Annotated in this window: 27 protein-coding genes; 26 read left to right on the top strand and 1 reads right to left on the bottom strand. The window is 28.1% G+C overall.

The features are described from left to right. Positions 1–37 precede the first annotated feature (37 nt). The 17 genes from BM119_RS09055 (at position 38) to BM119_RS08975 (ending at position 12,215) form a co-directional block, all read left to right on the top strand. Entirely contained in the window at positions 38–1,048 is a 1,011-nt protein-coding gene (locus BM119_RS09055) for a phosphotransferase enzyme family protein (protein WP_423231003.1), read from the top strand. An 81-nt stretch (positions 1,049–1,129) separates the two neighbouring features. After that, a complete protein-coding gene (locus BM119_RS09050) occupies positions 1,130–1,909 on the top strand; it encodes a nucleotidyltransferase domain-containing protein (RefSeq protein WP_090040782.1) in 780 nt (259 codons plus the stop codon). Positions 1,910–2,002: 93 nt separating this feature from the next. Next, positions 2,003–2,698 (top strand): HAD family hydrolase, encoded by a 696-nt coding sequence (locus BM119_RS09045; RefSeq protein ID WP_090040780.1) that lies wholly within the window; start codon positions 2,003–2,005, stop codon positions 2,696–2,698. Positions 2,699–2,856: 158 nt separating this feature from the next. After that, entirely contained in the window at positions 2,857–3,171 is a 315-nt protein-coding gene (locus tag BM119_RS09040; RefSeq protein WP_090040778.1) for a hypothetical protein, read from the top strand. A gap of 267 nt (positions 3,172–3,438) precedes the next feature. Then, positions 3,439–3,771, top strand: a complete 333-nt coding sequence (locus tag BM119_RS09035; RefSeq protein WP_090040776.1) for a PadR family transcriptional regulator — start codon at positions 3,439–3,441, stop codon at positions 3,769–3,771. Between the two features lie 2 nt (positions 3,772–3,773). Beyond that, entirely contained in the window at positions 3,774–4,430 is a 657-nt protein-coding gene (locus BM119_RS09030; RefSeq protein ID WP_090040774.1) for a permease prefix domain 1-containing protein, read from the top strand. Positions 4,431–4,434: 4 nt separating this feature from the next. After that, the gene (locus BM119_RS09025; protein WP_090040772.1) at positions 4,435–5,373 is read left to right on the top strand and encodes a DUF4097 family beta strand repeat-containing protein; all 939 of its coding nucleotides are present in this window, start codon (positions 4,435–4,437) and stop codon (positions 5,371–5,373) included. 202 nt (positions 5,374–5,575) lie between these two features. Beyond that, a complete protein-coding gene (locus BM119_RS09020) occupies positions 5,576–6,100 on the top strand; it encodes a GNAT family N-acetyltransferase (RefSeq protein WP_090040770.1) in 525 nt (174 codons plus the stop codon). 51 nt (positions 6,101–6,151) lie between these two features. Then, positions 6,152–6,739 (top strand): GrpB family protein, encoded by a 588-nt coding sequence (locus tag BM119_RS09015; protein ID WP_090040768.1) that lies wholly within the window; start codon positions 6,152–6,154, stop codon positions 6,737–6,739. Between the two features lie 173 nt (positions 6,740–6,912). Further along, positions 6,913–7,371 (top strand): GNAT family N-acetyltransferase, encoded by a 459-nt coding sequence (locus BM119_RS09010; RefSeq protein WP_090040767.1) that lies wholly within the window; start codon positions 6,913–6,915, stop codon positions 7,369–7,371. 25 nt (positions 7,372–7,396) lie between these two features. Then, positions 7,397–7,960 (top strand): GNAT family N-acetyltransferase, encoded by a 564-nt coding sequence (locus BM119_RS09005; RefSeq protein WP_090040764.1) that lies wholly within the window; start codon positions 7,397–7,399, stop codon positions 7,958–7,960. Positions 7,961–8,019: 59 nt separating this feature from the next. Then, on the top strand, positions 8,020–8,568 hold the full coding sequence (locus BM119_RS09000) for a GNAT family N-acetyltransferase (RefSeq protein WP_090040762.1): 549 nt from the start codon (positions 8,020–8,022) through the stop codon (positions 8,566–8,568). A 410-nt stretch (positions 8,569–8,978) separates the two neighbouring features. Further along, on the top strand, positions 8,979–9,269 hold the full coding sequence (locus tag BM119_RS08995) for a YciI family protein (protein WP_090040760.1): 291 nt from the start codon (positions 8,979–8,981) through the stop codon (positions 9,267–9,269). A gap of 130 nt (positions 9,270–9,399) precedes the next feature. Then, entirely contained in the window at positions 9,400–9,981 is a 582-nt protein-coding gene (locus tag BM119_RS08990; RefSeq protein WP_090040758.1) for a GNAT family N-acetyltransferase, read from the top strand. A 50-nt stretch (positions 9,982–10,031) separates the two neighbouring features. After that, positions 10,032–10,808 carry a class I SAM-dependent methyltransferase gene (locus BM119_RS08985; protein ID WP_177199372.1) on the top strand — a complete coding sequence of 259 codons (777 nt, stop codon included), beginning with the start codon at positions 10,032–10,034 and terminating at the stop codon, positions 10,806–10,808. An 82-nt stretch (positions 10,809–10,890) separates the two neighbouring features. Then, a complete protein-coding gene (locus BM119_RS08980) occupies positions 10,891–11,733 on the top strand; it encodes an MBL fold metallo-hydrolase (RefSeq protein WP_090040754.1) in 843 nt (280 codons plus the stop codon). Between the two features lie 44 nt (positions 11,734–11,777). After that, complete coding sequence (locus BM119_RS08975; RefSeq protein ID WP_090040752.1) at positions 11,778–12,215, top strand: GNAT family N-acetyltransferase; 438 nt, start codon at positions 11,778–11,780, stop codon at positions 12,213–12,215. 133 nt (positions 12,216–12,348) lie between these two features. Here the strand turns inward: BM119_RS08975 and BM119_RS19835 are convergent, their stop codons facing one another. Next, positions 12,349–12,525 carry a hypothetical protein gene (locus BM119_RS19835; protein WP_177199371.1) on the bottom strand — a complete coding sequence of 59 codons (177 nt, stop codon included), beginning with the start codon at positions 12,523–12,525 and terminating at the stop codon, positions 12,349–12,351. Positions 12,526–12,841: 316 nt separating this feature from the next. On the opposite strand from BM119_RS19835, the gene BM119_RS08970 reads away from it, so the two are divergent. The 9 genes from BM119_RS08970 (at position 12,842) to BM119_RS20585 (ending at position 22,532) form a co-directional block, all read left to right on the top strand. Then, the gene (locus tag BM119_RS08970) at positions 12,842–13,459 is read left to right on the top strand and encodes a TetR/AcrR family transcriptional regulator (RefSeq protein ID WP_090040750.1); all 618 of its coding nucleotides are present in this window, start codon (positions 12,842–12,844) and stop codon (positions 13,457–13,459) included. Between the two features lie 2 nt (positions 13,460–13,461). Beyond that, complete coding sequence (locus BM119_RS08965) at positions 13,462–15,426, top strand: ABC transporter ATP-binding protein/permease (protein WP_090040747.1); 1,965 nt, start codon at positions 13,462–13,464, stop codon at positions 15,424–15,426. 314 nt (positions 15,427–15,740) lie between these two features. Then, positions 15,741–16,358, top strand: coding sequence for a lactate utilization protein (locus tag BM119_RS08960; protein ID WP_090040745.1), 618 nt, complete (start codon positions 15,741–15,743; stop codon positions 16,356–16,358). Between the two features lie 383 nt (positions 16,359–16,741). Next, positions 16,742–17,131: a winged helix-turn-helix transcriptional regulator gene (locus BM119_RS08955; RefSeq protein WP_090040743.1), complete on the top strand. Its 390-nt coding sequence runs from the start codon at positions 16,742–16,744 to the stop codon at positions 17,129–17,131. Between the two features lie 54 nt (positions 17,132–17,185). Then, positions 17,186–17,746 (top strand): cysteine hydrolase family protein, encoded by a 561-nt coding sequence (locus BM119_RS08950; RefSeq protein ID WP_090040741.1) that lies wholly within the window; start codon positions 17,186–17,188, stop codon positions 17,744–17,746. A 682-nt stretch (positions 17,747–18,428) separates the two neighbouring features. Next, on the top strand, positions 18,429–18,959 hold the full coding sequence (locus BM119_RS08945) for a signal peptidase II (protein ID WP_177199370.1): 531 nt from the start codon (positions 18,429–18,431) through the stop codon (positions 18,957–18,959). Between the two features lie 490 nt (positions 18,960–19,449). Then, positions 19,450–19,881 (top strand): hypothetical protein, encoded by a 432-nt coding sequence (locus BM119_RS08935; RefSeq protein WP_090040734.1) that lies wholly within the window; start codon positions 19,450–19,452, stop codon positions 19,879–19,881. 189 nt (positions 19,882–20,070) lie between these two features. Beyond that, the gene (locus BM119_RS08930) at positions 20,071–20,745 is read left to right on the top strand and encodes an ABC-2 family transporter protein (protein WP_090040732.1); all 675 of its coding nucleotides are present in this window, start codon (positions 20,071–20,073) and stop codon (positions 20,743–20,745) included. 276 nt (positions 20,746–21,021) lie between these two features. Then, a protein-coding gene (locus BM119_RS20585) for an IS3 family transposase (RefSeq protein ID WP_423231001.1) occupies positions 21,022–22,532 on the top strand; the annotation gives its coding sequence in 2 pieces (ribosomal slippage) (positions 21,022–21,634 and positions 21,634–22,532; 1,512 coding nt in all). Positions 22,533–22,577: the final 45 nt, after the last annotated feature.

Raw genomic sequence — 22,577 nt, 5'->3', positions numbered from 1 at the left:
ATTTTAGTGTTAAAAACCTGATTATTTTAATAAGGAAGTGGAGAATTTGGAGAAGGAAGTAAAGAACTTATTTAATGAACAAATTTTAGAAGAATCTGCAAGTAGATTTGGTATAGATACTTCTACACTAAATTTACTTGGAAGTTTCCAAAATTATGTTTATGAATATAAAAGACAAAACAAATCATATATTTTAAGGTTAACTCATAGCTCACACCGAAAAGAGGACCTTGTGAAGGGTGAACTGGATTGGATCTTATATTTAGTTAATAATGGAGTATCAGCTTCAAGGCCTGTCTATTCCATACATGGCAAATTAACAGAGAAAATTGATATAGATGATTCCTATTTTATTGCTACTTCTTTTGAAAAAGCTGAGGGCAAGAAGATTGGATATCCTGAATGTCTTAGTAATGACGAATTATTTGAGGAATGTGGTAGAGCAACAGGAAAAATACATTTCTTATCTAAGAAATATAGACCATCATCAAAAGAAATTCAAAGACATGAATGGAGAGAAAATTACTATTTGAAAAATATAAAGAAATATATTCCTGATGACCAGCATAAGGTGTATGAAAGTTATGAGTCTATAGTAAATAGAATTAATCAGCTCAATAAAGAGTCAGATTCATTTGGACTTATACATGGAGACATTAATGTTGGAAATTTTCTGTTAAGTGACAAAGTAATTAATATTTTTGATTTTGATGAGTGCCAATATAGTTGGTTTGTAGAAGATATAGCTATTCAATTATTTTATATTATTTATGTATTTTTAGATGATAGCATAGAAGAGAGACAAGCTCAAACATATGGTTTTATGGAAAATTTCATGAAGGGTTACTATAAAGAAAATTATATAGATGAATATTGGTTAAAACAAATACCTATTTTTCTTCAACTAAGAGAGCTTATTGTTTATATAGGATTGCAACGTAGTGTTGATTTTTCTAATATGAATCAATGGATGGAAAATTATATTTCGCAAAGTAAATTGAGAATTGAACAAAAAATTCCTATAGTAAATGAAATTATAAAAAGTTAAATAGTGGATTTAATTAGATTTATTTGCCTTGGTATATAACATAACTAAGTAAAGAGTGATGAGGTTTAGGGAGGTTGAGTAATGGATGATCTAATAATAAAATCACTTAAAGAATTTGTAAATAAATCAAATATGATTTTAAACAATAGTATATTATCTGCTTATTGTTTTGGTTCAGCGGTTTATGATGATTTTCATAGTGGATATAGTGATTTGGACTTTTTTATTATCATTAATAAAATAATAAGTGAAGAGGAATTTCAAAAATTTTCATCATGGAGAACTGAGCTAAAGGCCTCAAAGCATCCTTGTTTTTCTGTATTAGAAGGAGAAATAATTTCTCAACATTCAATTAAAAATGATATAGAATCCAATGTAATATATTGGGGTACATCAAAAGATAGGTTGAATAAAAAGTATGGATTATCTGGATTTTCATTAAGAGGGCTGATAAATAAAGGGTATTTAATTTATGGAAAAGATTTAAGAAAAGAATTACCATATCCAAGAGATGAAGAAATGTTGTCTCAGGTAGATTCCATGATAGAAACAATTATAAAATATGCACAAGTTGCTAATGAAGATATTCATTCTGTAGATTGGTTATTTTTAATAAGCCAATCAATTTATTGGCTTAAAACATTAGAAATTAATGGAAAGACGAATTCTGCAAAATGGATAATAGATAACTGTAATTATGGTTGGAGTGACACTCTACAGAAGGCAGTAGAAATACGGCAGTCACCTATACTTGCCAAATCATATGAAAATAAAAAATGGCTTAAAAATTTAGGCCCTTTTATACAGTGTGCCTGTAATACTCTAATTTTAGAAAGAAATGAATTTGTATTAAAATTATAGGTAGAGCTTGTAGTGGTAGTTAATTTACACAATTGTATGAAAAAAATGAATTACAATAAGTGTAATAAGGTTAGTAACTAAGGGGGAAATATAATGAATATTAATGGCATAAAGGCAATTTTATTTGATTCAGGTCGTACTCTAAACGTACCGAGAACAGGACATTGGTTTATTACACCTAATTTTTTGAATATTATTAAAAATTCACAATTTCATTGCACTGAAGAAGAGATGTATGAGGCAATGAGAAAAGCTTACGATCATATTAATAAAATTCTATTAGTTGAAACTGAAGAGCATGAATTCTCTATGTTTAAAGAGTTTTATGAAATTGTATTAAAAGAGCTCAATTATCCTAATATTAATAAAGAGATTATTGAGCTTTTAGCAAGGGACAATGTATATAATGATGAAAAATTTTTGTTCTTTGATGATGTGGAACCAGCTTTAATCAATTTAAAAGAAAAATATTTATTAGGCGTAGTTTCAGATACATGGCCATCATTAGAAAGAGTATTTATCAATAAGGGGTTAAAACAATATTTTTCAACCTTTATAATGTCATCTATTTATGGTTCGTATAAAGCCGAAAAGACTTTGTTTAAAATAGCTGTTGAAGAGTTAAATGTTAAGCCTGAAGAGGTGATATTTGTAGATGACGGTGAATCAAATCTTATAGCAGCAGAGGAATTTGGAATGGTTCCAATATTAATTGATAGGTATAATAGAAAAGACCTTAATAGCAAATATCCTATAATTAGGTCATTAAATGAGTTGTTAGAGCTATAAATTTAAAAAACTATTATATCTAAAATGGCAGATAAATTATTATCACAAAACAATAAACGATTACAAAAATTGGGCAACAATATAGATGGAACAATTTGGTGATTTCATTTTAGAATGTAATAATACTATTTAAATAATAGAGAAAAAAGGAGTTAGTAATGGTGGAAAAATATAAAGTAATAACTCTTTGTGGAAGTACAAAGTTTAAGACAGAGTTTTTACAAGTACAAAAGGAATTAACACTAAAAGGAAACATAGTGATTTCAGTAGGATTATTTGGACATGCTGATGGTGATTATGAAAATATTATTACTACTGATATAAAAATAATGCTTGATGATATGCATAAGAGAAAAATTGATATGGCTGATGAAATATTTGTAATTAATAAAGGTGGATATATAGGGAAAAGTACAAAAAGCGAAATAGACTATGCCATAAAAATAGGTAAAAAGGTAAACTATTTAGAATAAAATGAAAAGGTAAAATACTTAATACTATAATCTTATTTAACTAATAAGGTCATGTATTAAGTATTTTTTATTTGATTATTATTTCAGCTTGAATAATTTCACAAATAATGTTGAAAGTAAGTTCATCTAGGGGGTAGTCATTAGATAAAAAATATACTTCTCTCTTAAAGATACATTTTTAAAAAATATACATTGACAGGCGAGGTATATATAGAGTAATATATACATAAATAGGGAAATAAAGAAATATAATTAGGAAGTGGTAAAATGTCTATAACTTCGGACATAATAAGAGGTCATACAGAAACTATAATTTTAGCAAATTTATCTGAAAAAGATAGTTATGGCTATGAAATTAACAAAGCAATACAAAAGAAGACAGACAATAAATATGAATTGAAGGAAGCTACTTTATATTCAGCATTTAGAAGGCTTGAGCAGGCTTCTATGATAACTTCATATTGGGGGGATGAAACAACTGGAGCTAGAAGGAGATACTATTCTATAACGAAATTGGGACTTTTGGCATTAGAACAAAACAAGGTTGATTGGAATGAAGCAAAAGAATTAATAGACAAATTAATTAATGAGGTGAGTTAAAAATGTATGAAAAATTACGTAAAGAGGTAGATGAGCTTTTTAAAGATGCACCAAGGACGGCTAGAGCAAATGAACTTAAAGAAGAGGTTCTAGCAAATCTTATAGATAGATATAATGATTTAATATCTGAAGGAAAAAGTGAAGAAGAAGCTATTAAAAAGGCTATTGCAGGGGTTGGAGATGTAGATGAACTTATAAGTGCACTTAGAAAAAATGATGTCTTTAACTATGAAGAAATGAAAAAAGATAAACAAAAATCTGCTTTGATTTTATCTGTTTCAGTAGGTTTATATATAATGAGTGTTGTAATTCTAATACTGTTTACTGAAGTTTTCCATATTTCAGGAGAGATATCGGTATGCGTTATGCTTACAATGGTTGCTATAGCAACGGGGCTTATAATATATAATTCTAAATCTCATACTAAATATGTAAAATCAGATGATACTTTAGTAGAAGATTTTAAAGAATGGAAATCTACAAATACAGAGAAACAGAAAATCATGACATCGATAAAATCTATAATGTGGACAATTACTGTAGCTATATACCTTCTTATAAGTTTTGGATTTAATAGTTGGAGATATTCATGGATTATATTTATTATATCAGCTGCAATAGAGAAAATAATTACTTTGATTTTCCAGATGAAGGAGTAATATTATGGATAAAAAATTAAAGAAAATAAGCATTGCAATATGGGGAATTATTGCAATATCACTTACAATCTTTCTTATATATGCAATTGTAAATGATAATGAAGAGAGTGGAAACTTCTTGGTATTTAATTTAAGAAATACTAAAACTACTGTGCAAAAGGAAGATAATATATCACTTGATAAATGTGAAAATATTACTTTAGATTTTTCTAGTTATGATGTGGTGATATCATCCACAGATGATGAAAATCTTAGGGTTGTTCAAAAATCTAGTAGTACATTAAAAGAGGAAGAAAAGTTTTCTTTTTCAAAATATGATAATACTATTGCAATCGAAGAAGGTAAATCAAAACATGAATTTGGTATATTTAACTTTGGAAGTTTTAACAATGAAATAGAGCTTTTTATACCAAAGAAATATAATAAGAATTTAGAAGTAAAGACTAGATCAGGTAATATAGACGTAAAAGATGTCATGAATTTAGATAAGGTAAACTTAGCGCAAAGTTCAGGTAATTTCAATAGTAAAGAAAGTATAACTGCTAATGAAGTTAATTTAGAAGCTAGTTCAGGTAATATAAAAGCACAAACACTAATAACTAAATTATATAAAATAAAAACATCTTCTGGAAACGTAGATATAAAAACACTTTCAGGTTCAGGTGAAGTATATGCAAGCTCAGGTAATATAAAGATAGGTTACAGAGAAGTAGGGGAAGAATTAAAGGCAAATGCAAGTTCAGGAAATATAAAGTTAAATCTTCCAAAAGATATAAGCTTTGAGTTTTATGGACAATGTACCTCAGGAAATATAGATACAGATTTTGATGTAAACTATAAAAATAAAAAGGGAAATGAAGCAACAGCTAAGATAGGAAACGAACCATATAAGAAAATAAATGTAGAGACTAGATCAGGAAATATAGAAATTAATCAAAATTAATAATATAGATGTGGTAACAAATAAAAAAGACTTAAAGAGACAATAGTATTTATTGATTTCTTTAAGTCTTTTTATTTTTCATATAGAATATGCCTTCAAAATTAATTTTCAAATTTAAAAAGTATTTACTGAATTATGCTTTAGCTATATACTAATTATAACATTAAATTCAAAATAATGTATATGGGGTTGTGGTAAAACTATGATTGAACAAATTCACACTGAAAGGCTAACAGTGCGTAGGTTTTATAAAGGTGATTGCAAAGATGTATATGAATATTTAAGTGATAAGGATGTAATGAAATATATTGAAGATCCATTTACATATGAAGAAACTGAAGAATTTATTAATAAAATTTCTTGTGAAAATCCAAGGGTATATGCATTAGTAGAAAATTCAACAAACAAAGTCATAGGACATGTTATATATCATCCTTATGGATATGATAATGTATATGAACTTGGGTGGATAATTAATAAAAATTATCAGGGGAAAGGATATGCCATAGAAATAGGACAAGCTTTAATAAAATATGGATTCGAAACCTTGAAGCTACACAGGATTTTTTCTACTACTGTGATGGGAAATAATCAATGCTCTAATTTATTAGAGAAATTAAATATGAAAAGGGAAGCTGTCTTTAGGAAAGGTAATTTTCATAATGGAAGTTGGATAGATGAATATTGGTATGCAATATTAGAAAATGATTATTTTGATATAAGTTAATAAATACAATAATGCAAACTAAGTAAAATATTATTTATAATGGAGGTATATATGGGAAAGGAACTGTCAGAAATGACACTGGAAGAGTTGTGGCAATTATTTCCTATCATCTTAAAAGAACATAATGTTCACTATAAAGACTGGTATGAAATTGAAAAACAAGAACTTTTAAATTATATTGATATAAAAAATATTAAGCGAATTAATCACATAGGAAGCAGTGTAGTTGAAGGTTTGATCACTAAACCAACAGTAGATATTTTATTAGAAATAGATAATAAAACAGACATTGAACAGTTGACAAGTATTCTAACGCAAAACGGTTGGGGATTGATGTCCTCTCAAAAAAATCCCTACAGCCAACTATCATTCTGTAAAGGGTATACAAAAAAAGGATTTGCTGAAAAAGTATATCATTTGCATATTCGTTACTACGGCAATTGGAATGAATTATATTTTAGAGATTACCTTGTAGAGCATAAAGAAGTTGCTGATAAATATGGTAAACTTAAATTAGGGCTGATAGAGAAATATGAGCATGACCGAGATGGCTATACAAACGCAAAATCTGATTTTATTTTAAAATATACAGGAAAGGCAAAAGAAAAATATGGTGACAGGTATAAGCCAATAAAATAATCATAATCTGCATTAATTTTAACAAACACAATATTCTTAAATTGTTTACTAATTATAATCATAAAACAAGTTAATTGTAGACTACATTGTTTATATATAGTCTATGTATAAAATATTATAAATACGTATCTTGCCAGTTATATACACGAGATATATTTGAAAGGAAGTAAAATATGAATATACAATTTAAAGATATTAATAAAGAAAATTGGATTCAGTGCATATTTTTGACTACCGATAAAGAAAACAAGCATTCTCTTTGTGAAGAGTTTGTGGCATCAAATGCTTTGTCACTAGCTCAATCAAAAGTAGAAAAAGGTTGGATTACTAAAGCAATATATGATGAAGATAAGATGATTGGATTTACAATGTATGGATATTGTCATGAAGATAACTTTTATGAGATATGTAGACTTATGATAGATTATAAGTATCAAGGAAAAGGATATGGAAAAGCAGCATTAGCGAGAATTATTGAAGAAATGAAAAGGTTTAAAGGTTGCAATGAAATATTTTTATCTTTTGATCCTGAAAATGAAATAGGTAAACATATTTACGAAACTTTTGGATTTAAGGATACAGGTAAAATTATTGATGATGAATTATTATATAGTTTAAATTTAAATAATTAATTTTATATATGGTTAGGAGAATAAAATGAATTTCACAAAAATATTAAAAGAGTTTCCAGTAATAGAAACTGAAAGAATTAGATTAAGGCAGTTAAAAAAAGAAGATGCTGATGAATTATTAAAATATTATTCAAATGAAAACGTATATAGGTATCTTGATTGGAATGGACCTGAGACATCAGAGAAAAGCTATAAAGTTATAGACATATGGAATAAAGGATATATTAGTGGATGGATTATTCGTTTTGCAATAGCTGATAAATTAACAGATAAAATTATAGGAACTATTTTCTTAAGTGAATTTGAAGGTAAAAGAGCTGAGATTGGATATGAATTATCAGAAAATTATTGGCGTCAAGGAATTATGTCAGAAGCAATAGGACGAATACTATCATTAGGTTTTGAAAGATTAGGTTTAACAAGAATTCAAGCCTTTGTATGTGAAGAAAATATAGCTTCGAAAGAGATCTTAAAAAAGTTTAACTTTAAAGAAGAAGGATATTTAAGACAGTTTGAATGTCATAATGTTACTGGGGAATGTAAAGATATGTATGTGTATGGTTTGATAAACACAGAATTTAAGAAGTAATAAATGATAAGAGTTAAATTCACTTAAAAATCAATCTAATGAATTTAAGGAGTGGTGTGATGAAGATTTTAGAGACAGAAAGATTAATATTAAGGAAATTCTCAGAAGATGATTGGAAAGGTTTGCATGAGTATCTTTCACAAGAAATAGTGGTTAAATATGAACCATATAATGCTTTAACAGAAGATGAATGCAAACAAGAGGCATTATATCGTTCGAAAGAAGATGCCTTTTGGGCGGTTTGTTTAAAAGATAATAAGAAATTAATAGGTAATGTGTATTTTCAGAAACAGGAGCCTGAAGAATTTCTTACATGGGAAATAGGTTATGTTTTTAATCCTATGTACTATGGAAACGGTTATGCTACAGAGAGCTGTAAATCAATTCTAAATTATGGATTTGAAGAATTAAAAGCACGTAGAATAATCGCTATGTGTAATCCAGAAAATACAGCTTCATGGAAAGTGTTAGAAAGGTTAAATATGCGTAGAGAAGGACATTTATTTAAAAATATATTCTTTAAATATGATGAAAAGAGAAATCCTATTTGGAATGACACATATGAGTATGCAATGTTAGCAGATGAATGGGTTATTTTTGATAAATAATTATAATTTTGTTGATATTTTTGTTTTGAAGAGTATACGATAGATAACTATTATGTCGTACAATTAAGTTTATCAAGCGTATAATGAAGGCGTATGTAAGATAATTAAACTTGATTTTTATACATGTATGCTCACAAGTACTATGTACATATATTACTTGTGAGCATCTTTGCAATATTTATAGCAGTAAAGGCAATAAAAAAAGTAAAGATTCACACTATAATATTATTATAAAGCAGAATTAGCATAATAAGAGGGAAGACAAAAAATGAAAATAAACTATTTTGTAAAAACTCACAGGTTAGGAAACAAGTATGGTGTTTTAGATGAAGAAAAAATAAATTTTAATTTGACACAAAAGGCAATTCAAAAAATATATATACAATAGTATTTAAAAGGAGAAATTGATAATGTTTATTTTGATGTTAAAATATATAAAACCACTTGAGGAAGTTGAGAAGGAGTTAAAGGCACATGTAGAGTATTTAGAAAAGTATTATGCTTTACAAAAATTTATTTGTTCTGGCAGAAGAAATCCAAGGACAGGTGGAGTAATTCTTTGTAAGGAAAACAATAGAGAAAAAGTAGAAAGAATAATTAAAGAAGATCCATTTTACATTAAAGAAATTGCAGAATACGAAATAGTTGAGTTTTTACCTACTAAATATGCTAATGGATTTGAAAAGTTTATAGGTGAATAAGGTTTTTATATTAAGCATGGATACCATATAGATGGGATATTAGATGATTATCCATTAGGGCATAAGAGATACTATTTAAGAAAATATTTGGGTAAATCTTAAATTAAAGATTGAGAGGAGTGGTAAGCAAGTGACAAATAAGGATATGAAAATAGACAGATCTTGTTTTGATAAATTTCCACAATTAGAATCTGAAAGATTGATATATAGAAAGGTAAATTCAGAAGATTTAGAAGATATATTTAAAATTTATAGTGATCCTGAAGTTGCTAAGTATGATTGGTATGAACCAATTAACACTAGGGATAAAGCACTTTCTATAATAAATAACTATACAAGTGAATTTGAAAATAAAGAAGAGATTACATGGGGTGTGGCAAGAAGGGATGATAATAAAATCATTGGTTATTGCAATTTAGGTGACTTTGATGATGATTCAATAAGAAGTGAGATTGGATATGGATTTAAGTGTAGTGAATGGAATAAAGGATATGCAACCGAAACTATAAAAACTTTAGTGAAATTCGGATTTGAGATTATGTGTCTTAATAGGATAGAAGCTATTGTAACTCTTGGTAATGATGCATCTATAAAAGCTTTAAAGAAAGCTAACTTTGTTCAAGAGGGTATCTCTAGAGAAAGAACCTTTATGAAGGGGAAAGTTGTGGATGATGTTATGTTAGCCATAATAAAAAAAGATTATAAGCTATAAGTGGTTAGATAATTAATAAAGTAGATTTTATGAGGAGTGGAGAGGATAGCTTGGATAAAAAATACTTATTTGATAAGATAGTTTTAAATTACGAAAAGAGACGCCCAAACTATGGAAGTAAAGTATTTCAAGATATTATAAACTATTCAGGTCTTACTAAAGATAAATCAATAATAGAAGTAGGATGTGGTACTGGACAAGCTACAGAACCTTTTCTAAAAACACAGTGTAGAATAACAGCAGTTGAATTAGGGGAAAATCTTGGCTTGTATACAAAGAAAAAATTTAAAGACTATACAAATCTAGAGGTTATTATATCAGCATTTGAAGATTACAAATTTGATGATAATAAATTTGATATGTTATATTCGGCAACAGCTTTTCATTGGATACCAGCTGAAATTGGATATAAAAAATCATATAGAATAATAAAAAGTGGTGGAGCACTGGCTTTGTTTTGGAATAAAGCATCTGTAAAGAATAAAGACAACATAGTACATAGAAATATACAATCTATTTATGATGAGTTCCTACCACAATGGAGTAAGAAAGCAATTAATAATGAAGATAAATATTTGTACTCAAGTATAATAAATGAAATAAAAAAGTGTGGATTTATTGATATTGAGTTTAAAACATACCACAATACTAGAGTAATGACTGGAGTTGAATATATAGAATTATTAAACACGTATTCAGATCATATAGCTTTAGATGAATCAATAAGAATACCATTATTTAAGGCTATTAGGGATACTATTGAGGAATTAGGGGATGAAATAATTATTAATGATACAGTAGAATTATATCTTGCACGAAAAGATTAAATTACAAGAAAGTTTAAAGTAATTATAAGAATTTTTGATGTTTAATGGAAAACCCATGGCTTGAAAAGGAGAAAGATAAGATATGAGAGTAATTACACTTATAGAAAATACTAAAGATAGTTCAAAGAATTTAACTAGTGAACATGGATTATCTCTTTATATAGAAACAAATGGTAAACGCATACTTTTTGACACAGGTAGAACTAATAACTTTATAATTAATGCAAAAAAGCTAGGAATAGATTTAGAGCAAATCGATGCTACAATTATTTCACATGGTCATGGTGATCATGGAGGGGGGCTTTTATCCTTCTTAAAAATAAATGATAAAGCAAAAGTATATGCAAAAAGATATATAGATGAAGATTATTATTTTCGTACAATGTTATTTAGTAAAAGTGTTAGGATCAACAAGGAAGTATTTACACAATATCCAAATAGATTTGAATATGTTGATAAATTTACAGAAATAATGGATAACATATATATTGTTTCTGATATAGAAAAACCATATGAAGCTCCAGAAGGAAATAAATATCTGTTTGTTAGAGACAGAAATAAAGTAGTTAGGGATACATTTCAACATGAACTAATTATGGTTGTCAAGGAGAATGATGAACTAATTATTTTTACTGGATGTTCACATAATGGTACAGCTAATATGATTGAAACAGTACAAAATAGGTTTCCAAATTTAAAAATAAAAGCAATAATAGGTGGTTTTCATTTAGTTAGAATGCCTTTAATAAAGGCATCAAGTGCATCACAAAATGAAATTGATACACTTATAAATAAGATATTAGATGAAAACATAGAAAAAGTTTATACAGGTCATTGTACTGGGGAAAAAGCATTTAAGAAATTGAAAAATGTTTTAGGTAGTAAGATTATATATATTAGAACGGGTACAGAATTAAATATTTAAATTTTTTAGAAATAAAAGAAATATACAATACTTAGGGGGGCAAAATGATAACTATTATGCCAATATGCAAAGCAGATTTAGAAGAATTAAGAATACTTTATGATAATGGATTTGATGGAGCTGCTACTGATTTCAAAAAGATGAATGAAACCTATGATTTGATGAAAGATAATCCAAATTATATGGTTTTATGTGCAAAATATAATGGGTATATAGTTGGCTCACTTATGGGGATTATATGTAAAGAATTTATAAGGGACTGCAAAACATTCATGGTAATAGAAAATGTTATTGTCTCAAATGAATGTAGGCGCATGGGGATAGGAAAAATGCTAATGGATAATATTGAAAATGAAGCAATGAAAAAAGGATGTTCATTTCTTATGCTTTTATCACGTGTAGATAGAAAAGGAGCACATAAATTTTATGAATCATTAGGATTTAATGGTGATATATCAAGAGGATTTAAAAAATATTTATAGTTAATAATAAAAAATGAGATGAAACAATAGCTTGAAAAACTGACTTAGGTATAGAGGAAATTAAAAAACTAAAAAATAGAAATAAAAACCTGTATCATTAAGATTTTCTACAAATCAATATGATACAGGTTTTTTATTTATCTTCATCACCGGATTTTTCAGCTTGCTTTATTATGAATTTAATACTTGCAACTTTAAGATCTTCTTTAATTTTTTCAAAACTTACCATTTGATTAGGTGAAAACTTGATAAATTTTTCCTTAATTGAAAATCTATAAGGGTTAAATTTCTTATCATTAGGATTAATCATTGAAGTCAAAAAAAATATATATAACACTGTTTCCCTAAGAATAACTTATAGGAAGCAATTAGATTTTACTATTAATTTATTTTTTTAATCATACATTAACACCTTATTTTTTATAGTATAACCTTAGTAAAATAAGTTATATTCAAGGCTTTTTCATCTGAAATTGGTTATATTTCCAGTAAAAAACTTAGGAAACTCAAGGAGGATAAAAAATATTGTGACAGTGTGTCATATTACTTATTGACACATGACACACTGTCATGTATAGTTAGTTTACGACACGTTGTCACTTGTTAATTAGATTGGAGGATAAATAATGCCTAAACAAACCTTTTTTAATTTATCTGTAGGTAAACAAGAAACGTTAATTAATGCGGCTATGAAAGAATTTTCAAGAGTTCAATTATTTGAAGCATCGATTTCTAATATTGTTAGGTCAGCTGGGATACCAAGAGGGAGTTTTTATCAATATTTCGATGATAAGGAAGATGCATTCTACTTTTTATTGGATAATCACTGTAAAGAAATGCAAAAGAATTTTATTTTGAGCTTAAAGAAAGTAGATGGAGATATATTCGAGACATTTATTGAAATGTTTCAATCTATGATGAAAAACTTTCAAAACCAAGAAAACCGCAGCTTTTTTAAAAACATTTTTTTGAATATGAACTATAAAACAGAAAATACATTGACCCATAATGTGAACGAGAAAATGTGCAATGATCAATTTTCAGAAATCATTGGATTAATAAATACAACAAATTTGAACGTTACAAAAGAACAAGAAATATTTCATGTCTTAAAAATTATCATGGCAGTGACGTTTCAAAATCTTATTCAAAATTTCGCAATGGAATTACCCTTTGAGGAATCCATAAAAAACTATACTTTAGAAATTAATATGCTCAAAAAAGGGCTTTGTCGGGAGGATTAACAATGAATTTATTAGAAATCAAAAATATCAATAAATCTTATACGATTTATAAACAGGAAAAAACTAAAATACTTCACGATGTAAATCTAACTTTTAATAGAGGTGAATTTGTATCCATACTTGGTGAATCAGGGTGTGGTAAATCAACTTTAATGAATATCATTGGTGGGATGGATTCTGACTTTGAGGGAAAGGTCCTTGTAGAAGGAAAGGATATAAAAAATATGAAGGAAAGTGAACTTGATGATTACAGAAAAAGTAAAATAGGGTTCATATTCCAAAGCTTTAATTTAATACCTCACCTCAGCGTGTTAGAAAATGTATCAATTGCTATGCAAGTAGCTGGTAAAAGTGAAAAAGAACAAAACGAAAGAGCAAAAGAACTTTTAACTGAAGTGGGATTAAAAGATCACATGACAAAAAGACCAAATCAGCTTTCTGGAGGACAAAAACAACGTGTATCAATTGCTCGTGCATTGGCCAATGAACCAGAAATCATTTTAGCTGACGAACCCACAGGTGCTTTAGACAAAGAGACGAGTCAACAAATATTAGATTTATTAGATAACATAGCAAAAAAAGGAAAGTTAGTTATAGCAGTAACCCATTCTCAAAAGGTTGCCGATTTTGGTAGTAGAATTGTCAAAGTTGATGATGGAATAATTTTAGAAGACATTAATCTTAAGAAAGGTTATAAATCTACTAAAAAGGTACAAAAGGAGAGTTCAAAAAGTCTAAGTTATCTATCTTCATTTAAGCTTGCATTGAAGAATATGAAATTGAATGGAAAAAGAAACATATTAGTAGCTTTAGGTGGTTCCATAGGTATATTAAGCGTAATTTTAATGTTGTCTTTAGGTAGTGGAGTAACAAGCTTTATTAATGACGAAATCAGTTCTAGTATGAATCCCTTAATGATTGAGGTTACTAAAAATGCTGAGGAGGGAGCGAATGGTCAAGGTCCTCAAATGTCTATGTTCTCAGAAGGAACACCTTTAAACCAATCAGATATTGATCAAATTAAAAGTATCAACAATGTAAGCAGCATTGAGAAAGTATCATCTTTTACTATGAAAAGTAGTGCAGGATATGAGGACAAACGTTCAGATATCATGCAATTTATTACAATGACAGAATCGGTTAAAGAGGACAAGTTAGAAGAAGGAAACCTTCCAAATGAAAATGAAGTTCTGTTAACAACAAGTCTAGCGAAAGCATTAACCAGTGAGGAAGAATACAAGTCCTTGATTGGTAAAGAAATAAGTGTTTATGTGAATGAAGTAAATGGAGACAATAAACCTATTATTATTGAAAAAAAGTTAGAAGTATCCGGTATATATGAAGCAGAAGGTATGGGACCCCAGGGAATGACTATTGCTTATGTACAATATGAAACTTTAGAAAATACATATTCAGAGCAGGGATTGACTTTAAATCCAACACAAATAAATGCATTTACTGATAAAAAAGAACATGTAGAAAATATTAAATCTACATTAAAAGATAAAGGGTTTGCAAGTTCACAAATGGTGGAAATGCTGAAACAAGTTACATCATATTTAAATATGGCTACTGCAACTCTTGCTGGAATTTCAGGGATTTCCCTTATTGTGTCGGGAATTATGATTCTAGTGGTTCTCTATATAAGTGTAGTAGAGAGGACAAAGGAAATAGGAATTTTACGTGCAGTTGGAGCTAGGAAAAAAGATATAAAACGTATCTTCTTCTCCGAATCTGCTTTACTTGGTTTATTTAGTGGTTTAATAGCTGTGACAGGTGCTATCATAGTAAGCCTAATTGGAAATAGTATGTTGTTCAATAGTTTTGGAGCAAAGCTTATTGATCTAACTGGTCAAACTATGCTTATCGGTATATCTGTAAGTGTGGTTGTAAGTATAATAGCAGGATTCATGCCTTCATCAAAGGCAGCGAAGCTGGATCCTATGGAGTCTTTAAGATATGAATAAAGTAGTAATTTGAACCAAACTATACATAAATTTTAATACCAGATACTATGATTAGTAGCAGAGTAAAAAATAAATATAGTTGTATAAAAGGCGAATCCTTGTTATAACAAGGATTCGCCTTTTTATATCTTTTTCTTCTTCATGAATTATATATGTAAATTATTACAAAAGGACAATAGAAAAAGAATTTAAATATAGCATTAGATCCCGAGGTTTTGGAGGAAGTTGAAAATGTGTTATAATATGTATATATTAGTAAATTTTAAACTGTAATAGTAAATGATAGCGCAGTAAATGAAAGGTGGTGGATAGAGATGAATCTAGAAAAGATTAATAGATTGAAGGAAAACTTTAAATTAAGAAATATAGAAGTAGAGTATTTTGAGACTTTAGAAGATGCTAAATCATGTATATTAAATACTGTACCTATTGAATCTACTATTGGAATTGGACACTCAATTACACTCCAAAAGATAAATATTACAAATTCTCTAATAGAAAGAGGAAATATTGTATATGATAAAGAACTTGCAAAAAATCGAGAGGAATGCAAAGCCTTAAAGAAGAAGGCACTTACAAGGGATTGGTATATTACTGGTTCGAATGCTATATCCATTGATGGGCGAATTGTTAATATGGATCATAGTGGGAATAGAGTAGCTGCAATTACTTTTGGACCAGATAAAGTAATAATTGTAATCGGAAAGAATAAGGTTGTAGATACAGTAGACGAAGCAATAAGAAGAGTAAAAAATATATCCTGTCCTTTAAATGCAAAACGGGCAGGGTTTAATCCTCCCTGTGTAACATTAAATAAGTGCATAGATTGTGTATCAAAGGAAAGAGTTTGCAATAGTCTTTCAATAATCCAAGGGCAATCAGATAATGATAGAATTAAGTTGTTCATCGTTAATGAAGAATGCGGGTTCTAATTATATTAAGTTATAAATATGGAATATTCTTATATAGAATGAAGAAATATAAGAATTAAGAAAAAGCATAAGAGAAAGAAAAGACACTAGATAATTAGTGTTTTTTTAATACAGAAATTTAGGTCGTATTAGTATTTGGTACTGCGTGTAAATACATGTAAAGTCTTAATTACATAGGTTTACACATATTTTTTATAAAATATGTGTAAGGTGACATAACTAATAAAATTAAGTCTCACTATGTAAATTTAGCCAAGAAAAAATATGAAACCTTCTTTAAAAATTGATAATATGGTAGATAAGATTGAAATAAATATAATATATGGGCTTATATATTATAAGTTGGCTATAAAGAAATGATTTTCTATTAGAGGTGATATAAATTGAAAATAAGAGATGAGTATACATGTCCCCTAGAAGTAGTACACGATATAATTAAAGGAAAATGGAAGTCAATAATTCTGTGGCAATTGAAATATGGACCTACATCCCTTTCTAAGTTGGAACATGATATATCAGGTATTAGTCAGAAAATGCTATTGGAACAATTGAAAGAGCTGAAAGAATTTGGTCTTGTTGATAAAGTAAACTTTAATGGATACCCATTACATGTAGAGTACTTTCTTACTGAGGAGAGAGGAAAAAAGATTATACCTGCTTTAGAAATATTACAAAGTATAGGTGTGGACTATATGGTTGAGCATGGAATGACAGCTTTTTTAGAGGAAAAGGGAATCGTTTATTCTACTGATTACCCACAAAAAAGTAAGTAATTTACTTTGTCGCTAATACTACTATAATGTAGTTAATGATAGGGGGTAATAAGAATGAAAAGTGCATTAATATTGGTTGATATTCAAAACGATTATTTTGAGGGTGGAAAGTCTGAATTAAATCACCCTATAGAAGCTACAAATAATGCTAAGGCTATACTTAACTTCTTTAGAGAAAAAAATCTACCTGTTTTTCATGTTCAGCATATAAATCTAGATAATAAAGCTGGATTCCTTTTACAAGGAAGTATTGGAGTAGAAATCAATTCTCTTGTGACTCCAAATAAAGATGAAAAAGTTTTTATAAAGCATGTTCCTAATAGTTTTTTTGACACTGGATTGGCTAAAACTATTTCTGATAATAATATTAATCATATTGTGGTATGTGGAATGATGACGCATATGTGCATTGATACTACAGTAAGATATGCAAAGGACCTAGGGCTTGCTGTAACTCTAATAGAAGATGCTTGCACTACAAAAGATTTAATATGGAAAGGAGATACTATTCCAGCTAAAATTGTACATGCAACATATATGGCCTCTGTTCATGGGATGTTTGCAGATGTTATGACAGCTGAGAAATTTTTGGAAAGTTCTAATATTATTTGTTAAAACAATTATACAGTTAAATATAAAGCACTTATGTGATGTGAAAATACTGTATTATTCAGAAATGAATTTTACGGTATTTGTTTGTTTGCAATTTAAGCTGTACCTTCAACTATTTTAAATTAGATTACATAATTTTAAAAATTAAAAATACAAACAATGTTCTTTGAAAATTAAATAATAGGATATTTGGAAATTAAGAATGATGGTATAAAACGTTTAGGGGTGGATTATGAAGCGATTAATCCGACTGCATTAAGATTTTGGGGAAAATATTTTGATAGTTACACGTATAGCTTTCTTAGGAGGATTGATGAAAGAATTCTTAGATAAAAAAACTAAAAACTAATCATAATCTATCTATTTCATCTTATAATGAGCAGGAAAGGTTTGGGGTTTTAAAAGATTCCAGTATAATGGTAACGGACTTTGGCTAATAAATTGTTCAAATCTGCTTTACATGAAAAGCTTGCAAAGCACACCTGAGAAGCCAAGTGTAGTTGTTCAAGGCTTCTAGGCGTCTTGAACAAAAAACGTTAGCATATAATTTTACTACGCACTTTTCTTATAAAACTTAATAGTTTGGAATTTGAAAATATGTTATAGTATGTATATGTTAGTCAATTTTAAATAGAAATTGTTAAATTATGCGAAGATTATTTATATAAGGTGGTGCAGAATAAATTTGAAAATTCAAAACAAAAAGACATATCTAGCAGTGCTTATTTTAGTAACAATAGATCAGGTTATTAAAATAGTAATTAACAACAATTTTTTTGACAAAATATCTCCCATATTACCTCCGTTGCTATATTTTAAGCCTATGTTTAATAGGCAATATTCATGGCTTAATTCTATGTTACAATTAGGCGTTGGTAAATATACACATATTTTACTAGTAGCAATTATGAGTATATTAATATATCTGTTTTATAAATATCTAAATAAGCAATTTGGGACTAATAAAATTATTAATATTATGTATGCTTTTATATTCTCTGGTGCTATGTGTTCATTAATTGACAAGATTTTTTGGAACGGTAGTTTAGATTACATATTAGTAAATGATTTTTTTACGTTTGACTTAAAAGATGTATATATTAATATTTTTAGTGGGTTGCTAATCTTATCATTGTTCTTAAAAAACAAAGTTTTAAACCAAATTGATGATAATATAGTAAAAGATTTCACTAAATATATTCTACGAAAATTATAAACAAAAATTACATCATTGAAAGAATAAGAATTATTAACGGTTGTAGTTAAATCACATTGTTCTTATAGGATTAAGAAAAAGCATAAGTGAAAGAAAAGACATTAAGTAATTAGTGTCTTTTTTAATACAAAAATTCAGGTCGTATTAGTATTTGTAACTATACGTAAGACTTGATAACACAGGATTACACATATTTTTTGTAAAAGATTACAATGTTGTAGTTGTAAGAATAGCTTCTGAAAGAATAAGGAATGGAGGATTGAACCCAAAAACAAATAAAACTTATATTATTGATGATGTAACAAACTCAGAATATAGACAAGCTGTAGAAAATTATATTTTAGAGCATACAAGAGAGGTTTAATAAATAATTTTGAAAATATTATAATTGTTTATTATTTATAAAATAATTGTTATAATTTAATTAAGGATAATTAATGAAAATTTTAAAATAAATGTTAAAAAAGTTTAATAAGGGGGAGTATTAGCAATGACAAAAAAGAAAAAAATTATAAGTGGATGTATACTAATTTGTTTATTTGGTATTGTAGGGATTTATTCATATGTAAATATTAATAAAAAGAATAACTTTAAGATAAGTCAAGTAAGTTGGGATGCTGAAACGGCAAATTGGTGGACTGATAATACCCAAGATAACATTTATGATGTTAAATTTCAAGTACTTGAGGGAACAGATTTAAGAGAGATAAGTTCTTTAAAATCTACTTACAACATGAAAATTGACTCTAATATTGAGAGTGGGGATTTGAATATTAAAATTTATAACGATAATAAAATATTATTTGAAGAAAGTGGAAGTGTTATTGAAACTATATCAATTTCAAATAATGATAGTAAAAATGTGAGGATTGAAACTACTGGAAAAAAAGCTAAAGGTCATATTAAAATTAAATTAGTATAAAAATGTTGGGATATCTCATTGTTGATTACTATTATGAAATAAAAATTATTTATATAATCTAATTAGAGGATAGCAATGATAGAGATTAGAGAAGCACTCGAGAATAATCTGCAGGAAATCAAAATAATGGTAAAATTAGTTTTTTATCGTGAATGTATTTAGCAACTCTTTACTCATTTTCTTTTACAAATAACTAATCTAACATTTATATTCACAATATTCGATAAAATTAACAATATAAACGGCTGGACAGCATATCAAGTTGGATACTTATATGTTATGGTAAGTTTATCTCAAAGTCTTTATAACTTGTTTTTTAGTGCATTTGTATCATCCCCAGAATATCATGTGAAAAAAGGTAACTTTGATATAGTTCTAATAAAACCAGTGAATGAATTATTTTTTATAATAAGTAAAACATTTAACCAATCAGAAATTCCTAATTTTATTATTAACATAGTAATTTTAATAATTATATTATTAAAATTAAATATCTTAAATATAATTATAGCAACTGCTATTTCTTTTTTTATAGCAATTATTGGTTGTTTAATTATAGCATCCTTTAGTTTAATAATATGTTCTTTTAGTTTTAAGTACACTGAAGTAATGATGGCAATTAAACTTGTAACTAGTTTTTCAGAAGTTGTAAAATATCCAATAACTATTTTCCCAAGAATTATTCAAGGCATAGTTACAATTATAATTCCATTTTCATTTATAAGCTATTATCCAGCTAAAGCATTAATGTATGACCAAAAATACTTGTATATATTATCAATTATAGTATGCTGTATTACATTAATAATATCAATATCTGTATGGAAACATAATATAAAAAAATATTCAAGCACTGGGACATAATAATTTAATAAAATGAATATAGTGTAAAATTTATAAAACAAAGGCTAAATCATACTGAGAATAAATATACTGCTCATAGACATTTAGGAAACAAATTTCTTTTTTAACGTCAAAACAACAAAAACTTAATAATTATTTAAAACACCGTATTATTCAGAAATGATATGCTCCCCTTAAAGTAGACAGATTAAAAAATAAAAATCTGTTGCTGGAAAGGGGAGTATTTTTTTGTCCGGAAGAACTAAATATACAGCAGAGGAAAAGTACGAAATTTTAATGGATTATGAGAGTGGAACTAGCTCAATACAAGAACTCTGCATTAATTACAGTATTAGTACCTATGCTTTTTATAAGTGGAGATACAACTACGAGAAGTATGGAGTAGATGGATTGAGAGAGTCAAAAACTTACAAGAAATATTCAAGAGAACTAAAGGAACAAGTTGTTCTTGAATATCTATCTGGAAAATATTCACAAAGAGAACTTGTGAATAAATATGGATTAACAGATAAATCAGTGTTGAAAAGATGGATAAACAATTATAATAGTCATAGAGAAGTAACGGCAATACCGAAAGGAATGAGAAAATCTATGGCAAAAGGAAGAAGTACGTCTTTTAGAGAAAGAATTGAAATTGTACAGTACTGTATTGATCATAAAAATAACTATCAGCATACTGCTGAGACGCATAATGTTTCTTATCAGCAAGTATATCAATGGGTTAAAAAATATGAATTTGGTGGAGAAAATGCACTTCAGGATAGACGTGGTAAGAAGAATGAAACTGAGCTTACACCCGAAGAGAAAATAAAACTTGAAATGAAAAGGCTTGAGGCTGAAAATGAAAAATTAAGGGCGGAGAATGCATTCCTAAAAAAATTGGAGGGACTAGAAAGGAGGCGGTATTAAGCCGTATAAGACAAGAAAATAAGTATATTGCAATTTCAATGCTCCATGAAAAAGAGAAGTTCTCTGTATCTTTATTATGCGAAATAGCAATGATTCCACGCTCTTCATACTATAAGTGGACAAAGCGTGAAAAAAGCGTTCAAGAGACTGAAAACACGATGTTAACTGCAGAAATTGTTAAAATCTATGATGAAGTAGATGGTATCTATGGTTATCGAAGAATGACTTTGAACTTAAATCATAGGCTAAATAAAAACTTTAACCATAAACGCATCTATCGACTTATGAGACTGGCATCGTTACAATCTGTAATTCGCAGAAAGAAGAAACGTTATGTCAAGTCTGCTCCGCAGCAGGTAGCAGAAAATTTACTAAATCGTACGTTTTCAGCCGATAGGCTGAATCAGAAGTGGCTTACTGATGTTACTGAGTTAAAATACGGTAACTCTCAGAAGGCCTATTTAAGTGCCATTTTTGATCTATATGACAACTCTATTGTCGCATATGTTCTTGACCATTCTAACAATAATGATCTTGTTTTTAGTAACTTAGACCTAGCCTTATCGGCTAATCCGGGCGCAAGCCCTATGCTTCATAGCGATCGTGGTTTTCAATATACATCTTATGGTTTTAAGCGTAAGCTAGATGAAGCTCAAATGACACAAAGTATGTCACGTGTGGGCAAATGTATTGACAATGGACCAATGGAGGCTTTTTGGGGTACTCTTAAATGTGAAAGGTACTATTTGCATAAATATCATACATATGAAGAACTGACTAATGCAATCAATGAATATATTATCTTCTATAATACTAAAAGACTTCAAAAAAGATTAAACGGCCTAAGCCCATTGGAATTTAGGGCTTTAGCCGCTTAAGTAGTTTTTATTATTTCCACTGTCTACTTGACAGGGTGCAGTTCA

It is taken from the genome of Clostridium frigidicarnis (genome assembly GCF_900111985.1).
Classification (GTDB): Bacteria; Bacillota; Clostridia; order Clostridiales; family Clostridiaceae; genus Clostridium_Z; species Clostridium_Z frigidicarnis.
Note: the sequence above shows the minus strand (reverse complement) of the source record. Positions and strands in the feature narration are given on the sequence as shown.